Below are 18,467 nucleotides of genomic sequence, written 5' to 3'. Positions count from 1 at the left end.
TTGCCGGTGGTGCCTCGGTACCCCGTTTCCGACAATTCGACGCGCGAATGAAAAGCGCGGCCGGGCACCGCTGCATAGACTCCTCGCAATGTCGCGCAGAAGGTGTCTACCCATGAAGCTCGCTCCGCCATCCTACCTGTCATTAGGCTTCGATACCGCCTTTGGCGGGCGTGTCGCCAAGCCCTTATCGCCAACGCCCGGGTCCGAATGGAAACAGGTCGGGGTTCGGCAGCATGCGCCAGCCCCTGGATCGGCCTCGTCGGCCACCGCTGGCGCCGATACCTTACCCACGATCGAAACGCTCCGGGCCGACATTGTCGCCAACCTGGCCGCGATCAAGCGCGACTGGGATGCGGCGGCGCAAGCGGTCAGCCCCGCAGCGGTCCGGGGCAAACTGTCCGGCGAGTACGACGCCATCGCGCGACTGTCGGAAACCATCTCGACGCACGCGGCGTCCGATATTCTCGGCATCGATGCACTGATCGACCAGTTCGAGAAGGCCATCGTGAAAATCGGCAAGGCACGCGATCTGTCGTTCACGTCGCTAATCTCGTCCAAGCGCGTCGACGCGCAACAATCAATCTCCGACACGGCACAACTGACGCCGAAAGCGAAGGCGGCGTTCGACGCGCTCCGTCATTTGAAAGCCGCGCTCGACACGATGGTGGGCACGACATCGGCGCGACGGGTTCTGGAGGACCAGCAGCGGGCCCTGGAGAACGCGGAGATGACGCCGGCAGCGCTTCGACAAGCGAAGGCAGAGCTATACGCGGCGTTCGTGGTGACGGGCGATCTGTTGAGCAAGTCCGAGCCGCTGATCAACCACTATCTGACCGAGGCGCAGGCCGCCATCCCGGGAGAGAAGCGGAGATGGAAGACAAGAATCCTGATTCTCGTCTCGTTCCTGGTCATCACGGTCTCGTTAGGGGTCGCATCGGCGGTGCTTCCCGGGTTGCTGCCCGCCATCGTCGGTCTCGCGCTGGGGTTGAAGCTCGCCTCAACGGCGGCCGGTGTGTTGACGGCCTGCAACGGGATATTCAACGTCTTCGGTTATGCCCGCAATCGCGGCTGGGGCAAGCTATCGAACGAGATTACGGCCATCAAGAACCTGAACGACGCCGTCAATCGCGGGCTGGAAGCGAGACACAGTGCGCATCAATCGGGCGCGACTACCGAAACACAGGCCCGTCTCAACGAGCTCCGTCATGACATTGCGCGCACCACACGCAATCAAAGCGTGCTCAATGAGAATCTCGAGCATCTTGATCACACGCTTGGGAATACGAGGCTTTGACGGCGAGCCATTGGCTCGGCGAGGGTTCATTCAACACGAGGAGACAAAATCACCATGCGTCCAATCAATTACGTATCCGCCGCGCCCACCGTCGATTTGGCGCAACGCTATCGGACACTCGCCGCGCAAGGGCAGATCAGGGACGCCCTAACGGACGCGGAAAACGGCCTCGCGGAACTGCTGAGCCTGCAGAATGCGGCGCTGGCCCGCGTCGAGCGCCTCGTCCGTCAGGCGAACGCGGGCGCTGCGGCGCACGATGCATCCGCCGGCGAGGCGCAACCCCTGCTCAGCGCAGAGTCGTTCAGGAACGACATGGCACAGTGTGGATCGAGCCCCAACGGCGAGACCGCCCCTGTCACCAGAACTGCCATACAGACGCCCTCCTCGACAACGCCTCGCCCTCTGCCGCGCCCATGAAAAAAGCAGCCCACCTTCGGGCTGCTTGCTTACGCTTGGCAACATCGCCCACGCGACGTTACTTCTTCCACCCGGGCGTAACAAAGACAGAGCGCACATCTTCGAGCGTTTGCGAGACCGTCTCACGCGCGCGCTCCGTACCGGCGCGCAGCATGTCCCACACGAACTCCGGGTTCTTGGCGAATTCTTCGCGACGCTCACGCATCGGGCGCAGCATCTCCTGCAACCGCTCTTCCAGACGCGCCTTCACCTTCGAGTCGGCCAGACCGCCGCGCACGTAGTGATCCTTGAGCGCCTGCAAGCCTTCCTTGTCTTCGTCGAAGGCATCGAGATAGGCGAATGCCACGTTGCCTTCCAGGTGCCCCGGATCCTCCACCTTCAGGTGCAGCGGATCCGTGTAGCACTTCTTGACGGCAGCGCGGATCTCGTCCGGCGTCGACGAAATGTTGATCACGTTGCCCAGCGACTTGCTCATCTTGGCCTTGCCGTCGATGCCCGGCAGACGCCCGATCGGCGGCACCAGTGCCTTCGCTTCGACCAGGATCTCGCGATCGGCCAGACGGTTCAGGCGGCGCACGATTTCGTTGGTCTGCTCGATCATCGGCAACTGGTCTTCGCCGACCGGCACGAGCGTTGCCCGAAACGCCGTGATGTCGGCCGCCTGGCTGACCGGATACGTGAGGAAGCCCGCCGGAATATCGCGCTCGAAGTTGCGCAGGCCGATCTCCTGCTTGACGGTCGGATTGCGCTCCAGGCGCGCCACGGTCACGAGGTTCAGGTAGTAGAACGTGAGTTCGGTCAGTTCGGGTAGCCACGTCTGCACGCAGATGGTCGTCACGCTGGGGTCGATGCCGACGGCCAGATAGTCGAGCGCCACTTCCGAGACGTTGCGGTGTACCTTGCCGCGATCGTCGGTGTTGTCCGTCAACGCCTGCGCGTCGGCGACCAGGATGAACTGTTTGTATTCGTGCTGATACGCCACGCGGTTCTTCAGACTGCCGACATAGTGGCCCAGATGCAGCGGCCCCGTCGGGCGGTCACCCGTGAGGATCACCTTGCGATCCGCAGGTGCCTTCGAAACACTCATTTTCCTCTCCGTATTCAAGCGCTTATGGCAAGTCCCGCTGCCGCCTGCTCGATGGACGGCCTCCCGTCGCAACGCCACCGCCGGCATCCGGCTCACCCCATTGCGTCAACCGTAACCCCCGAATGGTAGCGCGTCGGCGGGATGGCGGTGCAGAAACACACCCGCCGCAAGGCGCAACTACGTTTGCCGCCCCCAGAAAAAAACGGGGGCCGAAGCCCCCGCCTGGATACGTCAACGCCGGTGCAAACGGGTATGTCTCGATTAGCGCGCCGTCACCACCGGAATGCCCTTGAGCGACTTGCCGCTGCTGCGTGCGTGCGCCAGCGCCTGCTCGACGGCGTCGCTCGTCGCGGGTGTCACGTTCAGCCGTCCCGCGATCGTGGCCTCGACGCGCTTGACCATCGCCAGGTTCGCCAGCTTCACATGACCATAGCCGCGAATCTTCGCCGGTGCTTCGGCCAGCGCGATCACGTCAGCCAACGTGTCGGCCGAAAGGCCCGCCAACGCGCGCTCCAACGTCGTGCGATAGTCCGCGATCAACTGACGCTCCATGCGGCGCTCCAGCGTGTAACCGAAGACGTCGAGCGCACCGCCGCGCAAACCACGCAGCCTCGCCATGCCGCGCAACACCGGCCACAGCCACGGCCCGATGGTCACCTTCTTCGGCACCGCACCGTCCTTGCCGCGTGCAATCAGCGGCGGCGCCATATGGAACTCGACACGGAAGTCGCGTCCCGGCTTGCCCTCGAAGGCCTCGCCCAACGCGTCGGCGAACGCCGTTTGCGCATACAGGCGCGCCACTTCGTACTCGTCCTTGTAGGCCATCAGGCGCGAGAGCTGCTGCGCCACGGCGCGCGACAAGCGGCCAGGCGCCCCCGCCACGCGCGTTTCCGCATCGGCCACCCGCTTCACGAACGCGGCGAACTGCGTCGCATACGCCGCGCTCTGGTACTGCGTCAGCAATGTCATGCGATGCGCAACGAGCTCGTCGAACGCCATGTCGTCGGCGACCGGGGCATGCACCGGCGTCGGCGTGGCCTTGGCCGTCGTCTGCGTCAGCGCCGTCGGATCCCCCGCCGCCAGCCGGCCGATCGCCAGCGCGAGCTGGTTCATCGGCACCGCCACGTTGTTCAGTTCGATCGCACGTTGCAGTGCATGCAGCGACACTGGTACCAGCCCCAGCTGCCACGCAAAGCCGAGCATGATGATGTTCGCGCCCATCGTGTCGCCGAGGAAACGCTGGGCGAGCGCCTGAGCGTCGCACGCGTCGAGCTTGTCGCTACCTGCCGCATGACGCATCTTCTCGAGCAGCGCGTCGGCGTGAAGATTCGCGTCGGGGTTCTGCACGAACGTCGCGTTCGGAATCGCATGCGTGTTGACCACCACGCGCGTGCGGTCGCGTCGCACGGTTTGCAGCGCATCCGCACTGGCCCCCACGACCATGTCGCACGCGAGCAGCACGTCGGCCTGCTGCGTGTCGATACGCACCTGGTTGAGTGCTTGCGGCGTGTTGGCGAAGCGCACGAACGACAGCACCGCGCCGCCCTTCTGCGCGAAACCCATGAAGTCGAGCACCGACGCGCTCTTGCCTTCCAGATGCGCTGCCATCGTGATGAGCGCACCGATCGTCACCACGCCGGTGCCGCCCACGCCCGTGACCATGATGTCGAACGGTGCATCGCCGGCGAGCGCGGTCGGCTGCGGCAGCGCGTTCAGACGCCCTTCGAAGGCCGCCTGATCGAAGGCGGCGGCGAGCGCCTTCTTCAACTGCGCGCCCTTGACCGACACGAAGCTCGGGCAGAAGCCGTTCACGCAGGAGAAGTCCTTGTTGCACGACGACTGATCGATGCGACGCTTGCGCCCCAGTGCCGTTTCCACCGGCTCGACCGACAGACAATTCGATGCCACGCCGCAATCGCCGCAGCCCTCGCAAACCGCCTCGTTGATGAACAGACGCCGATCCGGATTCGGGAATTCGTTTTTCTTCCGACGACGACGCTTCTCGGCCGCGCACGTCTGATCGTAGATGAGCACGGTCGTGCCCGCGATCTCGCGCAACTCGCGCTGCACGGCGTCGAGTTCGCTACGGTGATGGAACGTCGTGCCCTTCGGGAACTGGCCTTCGTGGCCGATGTACTTCTCCGGCTCGTCGCTCACCACGACAAGTTTCGCAATGCCCTCGGCTTCGACCTGACGCGCGATCTGCGGCACCGAAATCGAACCGTCGACCGGCTGGCCACCCGTCATCGCCACGGCGTCGTTGTAGAGAATCTTGTAGGTGATGTTCGCCTTCGAGGCCACGGCCTGGCGAATCGCGAGCAGACCCGAGTGGAAGTACGTGCCGTCGCCCAGATTCTGGAAGACGTGCGCACGCTTGGTGAAGTGCGAGTGCGCGGCCCAGTCCACGCCCTCGCCGCCCATCTGGATCAACCCCGTGGTGTCGCGATCCATCCACGACGCCATGAAGTGACACCCGATGCCGGCCTGCGCGACGGAGCCTTCGGGCACCTTCGTCGACGTGTTGTGCGGGCAACCCGAGCAGAAATACGGCACGCGGCGCACGCCGTCGGCGGCGTTCGACAGGATGTCGTGCGCCACGAGATCGACCACACGCTCACGACGATCCAGCGCCGGGCGATGCTTCGCCAGCCACTCGGCGAACACCGGCAACACGCGCGACGGCCGCAACTCGCCCAGCGCGGAGAGCAGCACGCGGCCCTCGGCGTCGGTCTTGCCGAGCACGCTCGGGCGCGTGCCCGTCGTGCGGTTGTACAGGTATTGCTTGATCTGCTGTTCAACGACTGGGCCCTTCTCCTCGATCACGAGGATTTCCTTCAGGCCAGCGACAAAGGTGTCCAGGCGCGACATGTCGAGCGGGAACGACAGGCCGACCTTGTAGATGCGCACACCGGCCGCGGCAAGATCGTCGACGGTGATGTCCAGGCGGCGCAGCGTCTCCATCAGGTCGAGATGTGCCTTGCCGCACGTCACGATACCGATGTCGGCGTCCGGGGCCGGGGCAATCCACTTGTCGATGCTGTTCACGCGCGAAAAGGCGCGCACGGCGTCGAGCTTGTCCGCCAGACGCGCTTCGAGCGCCAGGCTCGGCAGATCGGGCCAGCGGTTGTGCAGGCCACCCGCAGGCGCAACGTAGTCCGACGGCTCGACCCAGTCGGTGCGGATCTTGTCGAGATCGACGGTGCCGCGCGATTCGACCGTCTCGGAGATGGCCTTCAAGCCAGCCCAGGCGCCCGAGAAGCGCGACAGCGCATAACCGTAGAGACCGAATTCGACGAGTTCGCCGATGTCGGCCGGATTGAGCACGGGCATGCTCCACGACATCATCGTAAAGTCGCTCTGATGCGGCATCGACGACGACACGCAACCGTGGTCGTCGCCCGCCACCACAACCACGCCACCGTGGCGCGACGCCCCGTAAGCGTTACCGTGCTTGAGTGCATCGCCCGCGCGATCCACGCCCGGCCCCTTGCCGTACCACATGCCGAACACACCCTCGACGGTGCGCTCCGGGTCGGCTTCCACGCGTTGCGTGCCCATGACGGCGGTACCGCCCAACTCTTCGTTGATCGCCGGCAGGAACTTGACGTTGGCCGCATCGAGCAGCTTCTTCGCCTTCCACAACTGCTGATCCACCCCGCCGAGCGGCGAGCCGCGATAGCCGCTGATGAAGCCCGCGGTGTTCAGGCCGCGCGCGGCGTCGAGCTGATGCTGCATCAGCAGGATGCGCACGAGCGCCTGCGTGCCGGTGAGGAAAATCTGACCGCGACTGGCCGCGAGCGCGTCGGAGAGCTGGTAATCGGGATGGGCCAGGGGATTGGCCGTCGGCGTCGCGAGGGCGGCGCGCATGGGGGCATTCATTGTGTCTCTCCTGATCCCCGCGGCCTGCGTCAGATCGATCTGACGGCGTCATCGGCCGTGCTTCGGGGGCATTTGTTCTGTTCGTCTCGACGTTCCGACCGCATCGAGCGGCCACGCATCGGTATGCAAGCAGTGTATGGGGAGGCACGAGAAAGATTTTTACTATTTCACTCCATTTGGCGCACAATAAGAAACGTTCATTTCGTAGATGGCGGTTTTGAGAAATGGAATTACTCGATAATTTTGCGCGCCAGATTCTGCGACTGTTGCAGATCGACTCGCGCCGCTCGGCGCAGGAGCTGTCGGATAACGTGGGGTTGTCGGCAACTCCGTGCTGGAGGCGCATCAAGGACATGGAGCAAAGCGGCGTGATCCAGCGCTACACGGTGCTGCTCGATCGGGAAAAGCTCGGCCTGCACGTGTGCGCCCTGGCCCACGTGCAACTCACCCGCCATACGGAGGGCGGCACGGAGCAGTTCGAGCGCGAAATCCGCACCTGCCCGGAAGTGACGGAGTGCTACAGCACCACGGGCGAAGCCGACTACATCCTCAAAATCGTGGCGCCCGACATCAAGGCCTACGACGCGTTCCTGCACGAACACATCTTCCGTCTGCCCGCGGTGGCCAACGTCAAGACCAGCGTCGTGCTGCGTGAAATCAAGTTCGATACGAGCCTGCCGATCTGACGCGCGGCTTTCATCCCCTTCCCATTCATTGACATCGCGTCACCTCGCCCCTTGACGCGTCGGTCGTTCTTCGTCAACAATGCAAATGATTCTTATTAACATCTTCGTCTCAAGGCCGAACCTATCCGGCCGCAGGACGTGAGATCTTTCGCCAGCCGCGCCTGCCGGCGTGTTCCCGAGCCTCGATAACGACACACGGAACACGACGATTGCCACGAGCGCTTGCCAGCCAGCAACGGGGTTTTCTTGCTCTGGGAGCCAGCAGTGAAGCAGTCGTCAAGCGGCGGGGGCCGCGCTATTGTCATGTCAACGCGCCGGGGTGGCCGGAAATTCGGCACCCACGGCTCGATCCGATCCGAAGATTTGCAACGCGATCGTGCGCGTCGATGGCGTCTTCGCCCGCTCGCAGGGGCGGTGCTTGCTGCGTTCTGGTCGCCCGCGGTCTTCGCGCAACCGGCCTCGAGCACGGGCTCGGCCCAGTCGGTTGAGACGCTTCAACTCGCGCAAGCCTCGCCCAACACGCCCTTGCAGCTCGCTGAAGCCAATCTGCGGGAGGTGAACGTCACGGCGACGCGCACGCCGACCGAAGCGGATCGAACCCCGGCGTCGATTTCGGTCATTACCGATCAGGATCTCGAAGAACAACAAGCGCAAGACATCAAGGAGGCCCTGCGCTACGAGCCAGGCGTCACGGTGCGCCGTGCACCGTATCGACCCGCATCGGCGGCCGCCGGCGGCGGTCGCGACGGCAATTCGAGCATCAACATTCGTGGCCTCGAAGGCAACCGCGTGGCGCTCTTCGAAGACGGCATCCGCATGCCGTCCGGCTATGCGTTCGGTCCGCTCGAAGCGGGTCGCGGTGATTACATGAGCATGGACGTGCTGCGCCGCATCGAAATCCTGCGCGGCCCCGCCTCTTCGCTCTACGGCAGCGACGGGCTCACCGGCGTCGTCAACTTCCTCACCAAGGATCCGCAAGACCTGCTTGATGTCTTCGGCAAGTCGACCTACTTCTCTCTGCGTCCCTACTACAACTCGATAGACCGCAGTTTCGGCACGACCGCCCAGGCCGCGTGGGGCGGCGAGCAGTGGCAGGGCATGGTGATCGTCGACGGCAACAAGGGCCACGAACTCGACGGCAAGGGCACCAACAACTCGGCCAGCACGTCGCGCACAACGGCCAACCCGCAGGACAGCAACGGCGACTCCGTGCTCGGCAAACTGGTCTTCAAGGCCACGCCCCGCTCGACGTTCAAGCTCACGGGCGAGACCGTGCGCCGTCGGGTGGACGCGAGCGTTCTGTCGGCCATCAATCCGCCCACGACGCTGGGTCTGACCACGAGCGATCGTCTGGAACGCAACCGCGTCAGCCTCGATTACGACTTCAACGACGCGTCGCAGGCCTATGTCCAGAACGCGCACGCGCTGCTGTACTTCCAGGACGCGAAAAACAGCCAGTTCGCGTACGAGCAACGCACGGCGGGCGATCGCACGCGCGACAACACGTACAAGGAGCGCACCGTCGGCGGCGCCGTGCAAGCGGAAAGCCACTTCACGACCGGCCCGCTCGCGCACAAGTTCGTGTACGGCGCCGACGCGAGCCTCGCGTACATCACCAGCTATCGCAACGGCACCGTGCCCGGCATGGGCGAGTCGTTCCCCAACAAGGCGTTCCCGGACACCGACTACACACTGTTCGGCGCCTTCGCGCAGGACGAGATCCGCTACGGCGCGCTGAGCGTCACGCCGGGCATTCGGTACGACGCCTACTGGCTCTCGCCGAAGCAGAACGATCCGCTGTATGTGTCGCAGACGGCCTCCGGCGCGCGCGTTCAACCGACTTCGTCGAACGATGGCGCGTTCTCTCCGCGCCTGGCGGTCATGTACGAGATCGCCCCTTCGCTGATTCCGTACGTGCAGTACGCACGCGGCTTCCGCACGCCAACGCCCGATCAGGTCAACAACGGCTTCTCGAATCCGATCTTCGGTTACATGTCGATCGCGAACCCGAACCTCAAGCCCGAGACGAGCGACACGTTAGAGCTGGGGTTGCGCGGACGCCTCGCCACCACGCTCGGCCCCGTCACCTACAGCACCGCCGTCTTCGCCGGCAACTACCGCAATTTCATCTCGCAGCAGAACATCAGCGGCTCGGGCCGCCCGAGCGATCCGCTCATCTATCAGTACGTGAACTACAGCCGTGCCCGCATCCAGGGCTGGGAGGGCCGCGCCACGTGGGCGCTCCAGGGCGGCGTGACGCTGCGCACGGCGATGGCCTACACACACGGCACGACGCAAAACAACGGCGCCGCCACCCAGCCGCTCAACACCGTCAATCCGTTCTCGATGGTGCTCGGCGTGCGCTACGAGCCGAACACGACGTGGTTCGCGCAAGCCGACCTGCTCTTTCAGGCCGCGAAGGCACAAAGCCAGATCGCGAAAACCTGCACCTCGGGCACGCAGCAGAACCAGACCTGCTGGGCGCCGCCGTCGTCGGTCGTACTCGACCTGTCGGGCGGCTATCGCCTCAACAAGTCCGCGACGCTCTACGCCGGCATCTACAACGTGTTCGACCGCAAGGCCTGGAACTGGTCGGACGTGCGCGGCCTCGCCGATAGCTCAACGCTCAAGGACGCGTATTCGGCACCGGGCCGCAGCGTGGCCGTGAGCCTGAAGCTTCAGTACTGATTCGACGGCTCGAGACTCGCAACGGCGCACCTGCCATCACGCAACGAACGCAACCCCCGCCACCAAGGAATCGCCATGATGAACACGCAAACCGCTACTCCCGCCGCCCGCCCGGCGTTCCCCGCGCTCGCCGACGTCACCCGTCTGCGCAGCGACTTCCACCGCGTCAAGACCGAACGGAACCTGCGCGATCGCGACGCCGCCGCCGCCCTGGGCGTCTCCGAAGGCGAGACGGTCGCGGCGTTCGTCGGCGAGCACGTCGTGAGGCTGCGTCCCGAGTTCATCGAGATCGTCGAAGCGTTGCCCGCGCTGGGGCGCGTGATGGCGCTCACGCGCAACAACGCCGCGGTTCACGAAAAGGACGGCCAGTACGAGAAGCTCTCGCACACGGGCACCATTGGCCTGGGGCTCGGCAAAGACCTCGACCTGCGCGTCTTCTATCACCAATGGGCGTTCGGGTATGCCGTCGAAACGCCGACGGAGAAAGGCCCCCGCCGCTCGTTGCAATTCTTCGACAAGACCGGCACTGCCGTGCACAAGATGTTCCTGCGCGATCACAGCGACGCGCTTGCGTATGACGCCCTCGTCGCCCGCTTTCGCGCGAGCGACCAGACGCCGGGTCAGCACGTCGTCGCTGCCGACGCCCCGAAGGCCGAGACGCCCGACGCCGACATCGACGCCGCCGCCTTCCAGCGTGACTGGCTGGCCATGACCGACACCCATCAGTTCTTCGAACTGCTCAAGCGGCACCGGGTGTCGCGCGCCCAAGCGTTGCGTCTCGCCCCCGAAGGTCATGCGCAGCGCGTGAGGGCGGCATCGGTGCGCGCGTTGCTCGACGATGCCGCCGGCACCGCCCTGCCGATCATGGTGTTCGTCGGCAACGCGGGCATGATCCAGATCCACACGGGGCCGGTCACGACGATTCGCGTCATGGGTCCGTGGGTCAATGTGCTCGACCCGGGCTTCAACCTGCATCTGCGTGAAGACCTCGTCGACTCGGCCTGGGTCGTGCGCAAGCCCACGGCAGATGGCATCGTCACCTCGCTGGAACTGCTCGATGCCTCGGGCATGGTGATCGCCATGTTCTTTGGTGAGCGCAAGCCCGGGCAGGCCGAGCGCGACGATTGGCGCGAGACGCTCGCTCGAGTGAGGCATGCGTCGCACGCGCAAGACGCACAAGGCGTCATGGAGACTTCGACGTGAACCGCCCGATCGACACACGCGGGGCCTCGCGGCGCGCGCTGTTGACCAGGAGCGCTGCGCTGGCAGCCGGCGCGTGGCTGGGCGCGCGAGTCATGACGGCGCAGGCCAACGCAACGACGCCTGAGGCGCCTGGGCGAGGCGGGCCGAAGCGCGTCGTGGTCGCAGGCGGCGCACTCACCGAAATCGTCTACGCGCTCGGTGCGCAGGATCGCGTGATCGCCAACGATCTGACGAGCCTGTATCCGGAAGCGGCCACCCGGCTGCCCAAGATCGGGTACCTGCGCACCTTGTCGGCGGAAGGCGTGCTCTCGCTGCGTCCCGACCTGCTGCTCGCGGGCGCGGAAGCGGGTCCGCCCAATGTGCTGTCGCAGATCGCGGCGGCGGGCGTGCCGGTCGAGCGCTTCGTACACGGCTATACCGCCGAGCGAGTGCTCGACAACATTCGCGCCGTTGCTACCGCTCTGCGCGTGCCCAAGGACGGCGCACGTGTGGCGGACCGCTTTACCGCCGACTGGCTGCGCGTTCGCGACGACGTCGAACAGCGGTATGGCATCGCGCGCCGCCCGCGCGTGCTGTTCATCCTCGGCCACATGGGCAACCAGGTGATGGTGGCGGGGCAAGACACGGCGGCGCACGCCATGCTCGCCTACGCCGGTGCGGAGAATGCGTTGCGTGGCTTCACCGGCTACCGGCCGCTGACGGCGGAAGCGGCCGTCGCGGCCCAGCCCGACGTGCTGCTCACGACCACGACCGGGCCATCGCCCGCCGATCCCGCGGTAACGCTGCTCGCACAACCGGGGCTCGCGAACACACCCGCGGGACGCGCCAAACGCGTGCTGAGCTTCGATGCGCTGTATCTGCTCGGCTTCGGTCCGCGACTGCCGCTGGCGGTTGCCGATCTCGCGCTGCGCGTGCACACCGTTTGACCATGCGCCAAGGCTATCCCGAAATCCGCCATTCGCCCGTAAACGAAACTATGCCAGCCGCGCCTGCGCTACCAAAGTCGTTGCCATCACGCCCCTCTGAAGCGGGACGGCCCACGACCGTTGCCGCCACACTGCATCACACCGGCACGGTGCGACGCCGCCCGCCACGATGGTGCGTCATGACGGCACTGGCCGCCTTGCTCGCCGTCGCGGTGCTCGCTGCGCTGTGCGGCGGGGCCTATCGCATCGCGCCCGGAGAAGCGATTGCTGTGCTGTTCCGGGGCGCCACAGGGGACTTCGCGCAGGACCAGGCACGCAACGTCATGTTGCAGATTCGCCTGCCGCGCATCGTGCTCGGTATCCTGGTCGGCGCGGGCTTCGGCGCCGCCGGCGCCGCGTTGCAGGCCCTCTTCCGCAACCCGCTCGCCGACCCCGGACTGATCGGCGTGGCCAGCGGTGCGGCGTTGGGCGCTGCAGGGGTGATCGTCCTCGGCGGTCTTCTGCTTCCGGCGACGCTCGCGGCGTCGCTTGGCCCGTGGCTGCTGCCGGTGGCGGCGTTCGTCGGTGCGCTTGGCGTCACCACGCTCGTCTACCGTCTGGCCGCGGGACGCGGTCGCCTCGCCCTGCCGTTGCTGTTGCTCGCCGGCATTGCGATCAATGCCGTCTCGGGGGCGGCCATCGGTTTGCTCACCTACCTCGCCGACGATACGCAGTTGCGCACGCTCACCTTCTGGACGCTCGGCAGTCTCGGCGGCGCGCAATGGCCGATGCTCGGCGTAATCGTATGGCCGGTCGCGCTGGGGATGGTCGCGCTCGCCACACAGTGCCGCTCGCTGAACGCCTTGTTGCTGGGCGAAGCGGAGGCGTTGCATCTGGGCGTCGCCGTGCAGTCGGTCAAGCGTCGAGTGATGGTGGCATGCGCGCTGTGCATCGGTGCGCTGGTCGCGTCGAGCGGCATGATCGGATTCATCGGCCTGATCGCACCGCATATCGTGCGGCTGGTCGTCGGGCCCGACCCGCGCGCCGTGCTCCCGGCAGCCGCGCTCTTCGGTGCGATCCTGACGTTGCTTGCCGATCTGGTCGCGCGCACCTGGGTGGCGCCAGCCGAGTTACCGTTGGGCATTCTCACGGCACTGCTCGGCGCGCCGTTCTTCCTGATGCTGCTGTGGCGACGCCGCGGACAGTTTGGGCTGTGACGCTCATCGATCCGGTCTGATAGAACAGGACATCGCCATGCTCAGTGCACACGACCTCACGATTGCCCACACCGATTCGCCCGTGCTCGACGGCCTGTCGCTCGACATCCGTCCCGGCGAACTGCTGGTGCTGCTTGGCCGCAACGGCGCGGGCAAGAGCACGCTGCTCAAGGCGATGGCCGGCGATCCGCTGCCCACGCGCACGCACATGCGCGGCGACATCACGCTCAACGGTGCGCCGCTCGCGCAATACGCCCCGGCGGCGTTGGCTCGCTTGCGTGCCGTGCTGCCGCAAACGGCGCAGTTGGCGTTTCCGTTCAGCGCGCTTGATATCGTGGCGATGGGGCGTCTGCCCTACCCGAAATCGCACAGACGGGACGCCTCCGGCAAGACCGTCGCGAGCGATACGGAAATCGCGACGCTCGCGCTGGAACGCGCGGGGGCGCTGCCGCTACGGCAGCGTGACGTGATGACCTTGTCTGGCGGGGAATGGGCGCGAGTGCAGTTTGCACGAGTCCTTGCGCAGCTATGGCCCGACGACGAGGCTTCGGCCCCGTCGGTGCCGCGCTATCTGCTGCTGGACGAACCGACGGCGGCGCTCGACCTGGCGCATCAGCATCACCTGCTCTCGCTCACGCGCGAGCTTGCCGCAACGTGGGGCTTCGGTGCGATGGCCATCGTGCACGACGTCAACCTCGCGGCGCGTCACGCGGACCGTATGGCGTTGCTAGCCAACGGACGCATTCTTGCAGAAGGGATACCTCGCGACGTGATGCGCGCCGACCTCATCGAGGCAACACTCGGCTTGCCGGTGCACGTGATGACGCCTGAGACATTGCCCGGCTATCCAAGGCTCAAAGACGCATTCGCAGGCGTGCCCTTCGCATTGCCCGCGTGAACACGCCACGCGGTTCACGCGTCGGCGCGACCTGGGCCCAACCCCGTTCATCCCAACGGCGTCAGACCGCTCAGGCAGCGGGCACGCCGTCCTTTGCGAGATTCGCGCGTGCGCACAAGACGGCGGCGAGATCCCACAGGGCGTAGCCCACGCTCTTGAAAATCACCGGCCCGCTCGAACGGAAGCGATCGGGGGTGATGATGGCGTCGAGCAACGGTGCGGCACGTCCCCAGTCGATGGCCGCATGCAGCAGATCGCCGGCTTCGTGCTTGACCTCCCAGGTATCGACGACGAGCGTGCCGCGCACGGCGGCGTCGCGACACAACTGCGGCGGCAGCTCGCGCATGTCCGGACGGAACGCACCGACGCCCGCGACGAAGATGTCGTCGCGCCAGCGCAGCACGTCGCTATCGGGCAGCACAGGCTCGCTGCTGGTGGTCGCGGCAATCACGATGCTCACGGTGTTCAGCACAGGCTCCACCGCGTCGACCACGGTCGCTTCCACACCAAGCGTAGCGGCATGTTCCGCGAGCGCGTGGGCGCGCTCCGCGCTGCGTGAAAAGATCATGAAGTGCCGCGTGCCCATGCCTGCGGCAAACGCTTCCAGGTGCGCCCTCGCCTGCACGCCGGCCCCGACGATCAACACCGGTCCCTTGGGGCGCGGCGCGAACTTGCGGGCGGCGAACAGCGTCACGGCGGCCGTGCGTCGACCGGTGATGGTGGGCCCGTCGAGCAACATTAATCGCTCTCCGGTATGCGGATCGAACACCATCACCTCACCGATGATGGAAGGCTTTCCCGCACGGCAATTCTCCGGATGCACGGTGATGTGCTTGGTCATCGCGACATCGCGATTGGCGGCGGGCATCACCAGCAGCACACCGCCACGGCGGCCGCGCTCCGGTTCGGTCAACGCGAAATGCAGACGCGCGGGCGCGCGCGCGGTGCCCGCGCGCATCTCCATGAGCATGGCCTCGATGCCGTCGGCCAACTGAGGGTACGGCAACAACTGTGCGGTTTGATGCGCGTCCAGCGTGATCATCGATGGGTCTCCGCGCCGGGGCGTGCGTCATTGTCGGGCGGCGGCGCGCTCGTCGCCGTCACATTGCGTCACGCATTGGCAGGTCTGATTCGAGTGTAGCCTGCATCGCGTGAACGCGTCTGCCGCATCAAAAATTATTCGCGATGCAGCGCACATGCGCTCAGCGACTCGCATTGCGCATGCGCTTGCCATCGTCGAGCGTCGCACCGCGCACTTCGAAGTGCACGCGGTCACGCGTTGCTCCGGCAGCATCGACGAGTTCGAGCGTGTGACGCCCCGGCCACGGCAGCCACCCCACACGCGCACGGCCCGCAAGCGGCTTGCCGTCGAGCCGCCATGCCGCCCCCTTCGGCCAGGCGGCCGCCACCTGGAACCACAGACGCTGGTTCGCCGGCGGAATATCCGGGTCGAGCGCCACGATCGTGCCGTCGGGCGGCCCGGCAATTCGCCAGAGCGGTCCGCCGGGCGCTTTCGTCGCGAGCGAGGAAAGCACGATTGTGCGCTGCGACGTTCCGCGAAGGAACCACTCGTCGCGTGCAGGTTCAACGCGCTCGGCGTACTGCACCGCAACATGCTCAAGTCCGGGCGGCGGCGTGGGCGGCAGGCTCGCCGTGCGTCGATGCAGATAGTCCATGAGGCGATGCCAGATCGGTGCGGCTCCCGACACCCCGGAGACGTCCCACATCGGAGCACCGTCGGCATTGCCCACCCACACCCCGACCGTATAGTGCCGCGAATACCCTACGGCCCAGTTGTCGCGCATGTCCTTGCTGGTGCCCGTCTTCACGGCGGTCCAGTAGCGCGTCGAGAGCGGGCTGTCGAGCCCGAACGTGCGGGTGCGCGCCTGCCGGTCGGCGATCATGTCAGAGACGATGAAACTGACCTGCGGCGAAAAGACGGTCGTGGGCGTTACCTCTCTCGCGCGCGCTTTCGTGACGTCACCCGCGCGCGGGCGTACCGACGCCGGCATGCGCTCGTTCACGCCGCTGGCGGTGCCTCCGTTGGCGAGCGCGCGATAGGCATTCGCGAGCGTGAGCAGTGTCACGTCGGCGCTGCCAAGCGCAAGACTGTAGCCGTAGAAGTCGCCGCTTTGCGTGAGCGGCAAGCCGAGTGACACGAGCGTCTGGGCGAACCTGCGCGGTGTGACCATCACGAGCGTGCGCACGGCCGGCACGTTCAGCGACGAGGCCAGCGCCGTACGCGCGCTGATCCACCCCTTGAAGTGATGATCGTAGTTCTGCGGAATGTACAGACCGCCCCCCGTGGGCAGATCGATGGGTGAATCGTCGAGGAGCGACGCTGCCGTCAGACGATGCTCCGCAATCGCCTGGGCGTAGAGAAATGGCTTGAGTGTCGAGCCGGCCTGTCGCAGCGACGTGACGCCATCGACCTGCGCCGCCGACGACAATGGCCCGGAGGAACCAACCCACGCGAGAATGTCGCCGCTTGCGTTATCGATGACGACAATGGCCCCGTCCTGCACGTTGCGCGAACGTCCCGGCGTGCCCAGCTCGCGCAGCGTCTGCTGCAAGGTGGTCACCGCCATGCGCTGGAGATTTGCGTCCAGCGTGCTGACAATTCGCGTGCCCGCGGGCGGACGACTCGCGCTGAACACTCGACGCGCGAAATGCGGTGCAAGGCCAACGGCATCGCGCGTCGTCATGACGCTTGCCGGTCGCGAAAACACGAGTTGCGCGTAGCCATCGAGGCCGTTGCAGTCAGACGCCTGCCTCATGTCACGCAGAATGCCGCAGGCGCGCTGCGCCACGCGCGCGGCGGGCGCGTTCGGCGCGCGCAGCAGCGCAACGGCCAACGCCGATTCGCGCGCGTCGAGTCCGCTGGGGAACTTGCCGAACAGCGTTTGCGAGACGGCCGAGATGCCGACGAGCTCGCCCCGAAACGGCACGAGGTTCAGATAGGCCTCGAGAATCTGATCCTTACGCCAGCGCTGCTCCAGCCACAACGCCGTTGCCGCCTGACCGATCTTCTGCGAAACGGATCGATTGCGGGTACTCGGTCGCAGATCGTCGTCGAGCAGCCCCGCCAACTGCATCGTCAGCGTGGAGGCGCCGCGCGTGCGCGTGTGCCAGAGGTTGCCCCACGCGGCGGCGGCCACGCCGCGCCAATCGACGCCACTGTGCTCGTAAAAGCGCTTGTCCTCGGAAACGATCAACGCCTCGCGAAAAGCGGGCGAGACATCGGCGAGCGTTACCCAGTCGCCGCGTTGCGCCTGCATGTCGGCCCGCAGGCGCTGCAAGGGTTCGCCGCGACGATCCAGCAGGATCCAGTCCGACGCGCGCCAGTCACGATGCACCTCGTCAAACGACGGGACGGCGCGCGCGGGTGCCGGGGACAGAAATGCCCCGAGCGTCAGCGCAACGCTCAACACGACCTGACGGCCAACGCCCCAGCCCCGATGTTCAATCACGGCGCACATGCGTCTCACCCGGTTGCGACAAATCCGCGGGACGCACTGCCAGGATGCCGGCCGCGAGCATCAGTTGCGCGAGTGCGTAAAGAATCCAGATGGCGTACTCCTGCGCCATGATGGGGCCCACGAAGCGCGTGGTGCCGATGAGCGCGTCCGAGACCGTGAAAAGCAGCGCGCCGACGGCGGCCCATTCGCTCGGCAGGTCGGCCAGCAGCGCCGCCGAGGCCATCATCGCCAGCACGATCACGTAGCACGCCACTGGTGCCTTGAGTTCCCCCATTCCCGGCCAGTACATCGCGTACGCCAGCGCCGCCGCCGCCCACACCAGCACGATGGCGACGCGATGCCAACCGGGCACCTTCGCCCAGGGGCACCGCAAGCGCCAGAACAACACGAAATATGTGAGATGGGCCAGCAGGAACGCGCCCAGGCCCAGAATGAAACCTTGCGCCAAGGTCGGCGAGGCGAGCAGCACGTCACCCGCGCCCGACAAGATCAGCGCCGCGCAAAGCCACACCCGCTCGCGCGGCACCCGGTGGTAAAGCGCCGCGAACAACAACAATGCACACAACAGCACCTTGGCAATGCCCTGGTCGGCATAAGGTGCGCCGCGCAACGCCAACGCATAGGCGGCGCCCGCAATCGCGGCCAGCCACCAGAAGCGGCGCGCCTCTCGTGGCAGCGCCGCCGCCGGGTCAAAGAAGTTCGACGTCATGACAG

At 66.0% G+C, this 18,467-nt stretch carries 13 protein-coding genes; 8 read left to right on the top strand and 5 right to left on the bottom strand.

Annotated features, from left to right (window positions below):
• The first annotated feature begins 112 nt into the window (after positions 1-112).
• Positions 113-1,294 (top strand): hypothetical protein, encoded by a 1,182-nt coding sequence (locus PCE31106_RS16375; RefSeq protein WP_150563999.1) that lies wholly within the window; start codon positions 113-115, stop codon positions 1,292-1,294.
• Between the two features lie 54 nt (positions 1,295-1,348).
• A complete protein-coding gene (locus PCE31106_RS16370; protein WP_150563998.1) occupies positions 1,349-1,711 on the top strand; it encodes a hypothetical protein in 363 nt (120 codons plus the stop codon).
• 58 nt (positions 1,712-1,769) lie between these two features.
• On the opposite strand, the gene trpS is transcribed toward PCE31106_RS16370, so the two are convergent.
• Both trpS and PCE31106_RS16360 read right to left on the bottom strand, forming a co-directional pair.
• Positions 1,770-2,798 (bottom strand): tryptophan--tRNA ligase, encoded by a 1,029-nt coding sequence (trpS, locus tag PCE31106_RS16365; protein ID WP_017233850.1) that lies wholly within the window; start codon positions 2,796-2,798, stop codon positions 1,770-1,772.
• Between the two features lie 261 nt (positions 2,799-3,059).
• The gene (locus PCE31106_RS16360; protein ID WP_150563997.1) at positions 3,060-6,677 is read right to left on the bottom strand and encodes an indolepyruvate ferredoxin oxidoreductase family protein; all 3,618 of its coding nucleotides are present in this window, start codon (positions 6,675-6,677) and stop codon (positions 3,060-3,062) included.
• A gap of 224 nt (positions 6,678-6,901) precedes the next feature.
• Here PCE31106_RS16360 and PCE31106_RS16355 point away from each other — a divergent pair, with 224 nt between their 5' ends.
• The 6 genes from PCE31106_RS16355 to PCE31106_RS16330 all read left to right on the top strand — a co-directional run bounded on the left by PCE31106_RS16355 (position 6,902) and on the right by PCE31106_RS16330 (position 14,274).
• A complete protein-coding gene (locus PCE31106_RS16355; protein WP_130027606.1) occupies positions 6,902-7,363 on the top strand; it encodes an Lrp/AsnC family transcriptional regulator in 462 nt (153 codons plus the stop codon).
• 303 nt (positions 7,364-7,666) lie between these two features.
• Positions 7,667-10,051, top strand: a complete 2,385-nt coding sequence (locus PCE31106_RS16350; RefSeq protein ID WP_150563996.1) for a TonB-dependent hemoglobin/transferrin/lactoferrin family receptor — start codon at positions 7,667-7,669, stop codon at positions 10,049-10,051.
• Between the two features lie 75 nt (positions 10,052-10,126).
• The gene (locus PCE31106_RS16345; protein WP_217425912.1) at positions 10,127-11,254 is read left to right on the top strand and encodes a hemin-degrading factor; all 1,128 of its coding nucleotides are present in this window, start codon (positions 10,127-10,129) and stop codon (positions 11,252-11,254) included.
• Between the two features lie 92 nt (positions 11,255-11,346).
• On the top strand, positions 11,347-12,180 hold the full coding sequence (locus tag PCE31106_RS16340; RefSeq protein ID WP_437343826.1) for a heme/hemin ABC transporter substrate-binding protein: 834 nt from the start codon (positions 11,347-11,349) through the stop codon (positions 12,178-12,180).
• A 50-nt stretch (positions 12,181-12,230) separates the two neighbouring features.
• The gene (locus PCE31106_RS16335) at positions 12,231-13,376 is read left to right on the top strand and encodes a FecCD family ABC transporter permease (RefSeq protein WP_174975238.1); all 1,146 of its coding nucleotides are present in this window, start codon (positions 12,231-12,233) and stop codon (positions 13,374-13,376) included.
• Positions 13,377-13,413: 37 nt separating this feature from the next.
• Positions 13,414-14,274, top strand: coding sequence for a heme ABC transporter ATP-binding protein (locus tag PCE31106_RS16330; protein WP_150563993.1), 861 nt, complete (start codon positions 13,414-13,416; stop codon positions 14,272-14,274).
• Between the two features lie 70 nt (positions 14,275-14,344).
• On the opposite strand, the gene PCE31106_RS16325 is transcribed toward PCE31106_RS16330, so the two are convergent.
• The 3 genes from PCE31106_RS16325 to PCE31106_RS16315 all read right to left on the bottom strand — a co-directional run bounded on the left by PCE31106_RS16325 (position 14,345) and on the right by PCE31106_RS16315 (position 18,462).
• Complete coding sequence (locus tag PCE31106_RS16325; RefSeq protein ID WP_150563992.1) at positions 14,345-15,316, bottom strand: delta(1)-pyrroline-2-carboxylate reductase family protein; 972 nt, start codon at positions 15,314-15,316, stop codon at positions 14,345-14,347.
• A 160-nt stretch (positions 15,317-15,476) separates the two neighbouring features.
• Positions 15,477-17,753: a penicillin-binding protein 1C gene (pbpC, locus tag PCE31106_RS16320; protein WP_150563991.1), complete on the bottom strand. Its 2,277-nt coding sequence runs from the start codon at positions 17,751-17,753 to the stop codon at positions 15,477-15,479.
• Positions 17,737-18,462, bottom strand: a complete 726-nt coding sequence (locus PCE31106_RS16315) for a lysoplasmalogenase (RefSeq protein WP_150563990.1) — start codon at positions 18,460-18,462, stop codon at positions 17,737-17,739. The genes pbpC and PCE31106_RS16315 overlap by 17 nt, the downstream gene beginning before the upstream one ends.
• Positions 18,463-18,467 lie beyond the last annotated feature (5 nt).

This window comes from Pandoraea cepalis (assembly GCF_902459665.1).
GTDB lineage: Bacteria > Pseudomonadota > Gammaproteobacteria > Burkholderiales > Burkholderiaceae > Pandoraea > Pandoraea cepalis.
This window is presented reverse-complemented; position numbering and strand designations above follow the sequence as displayed.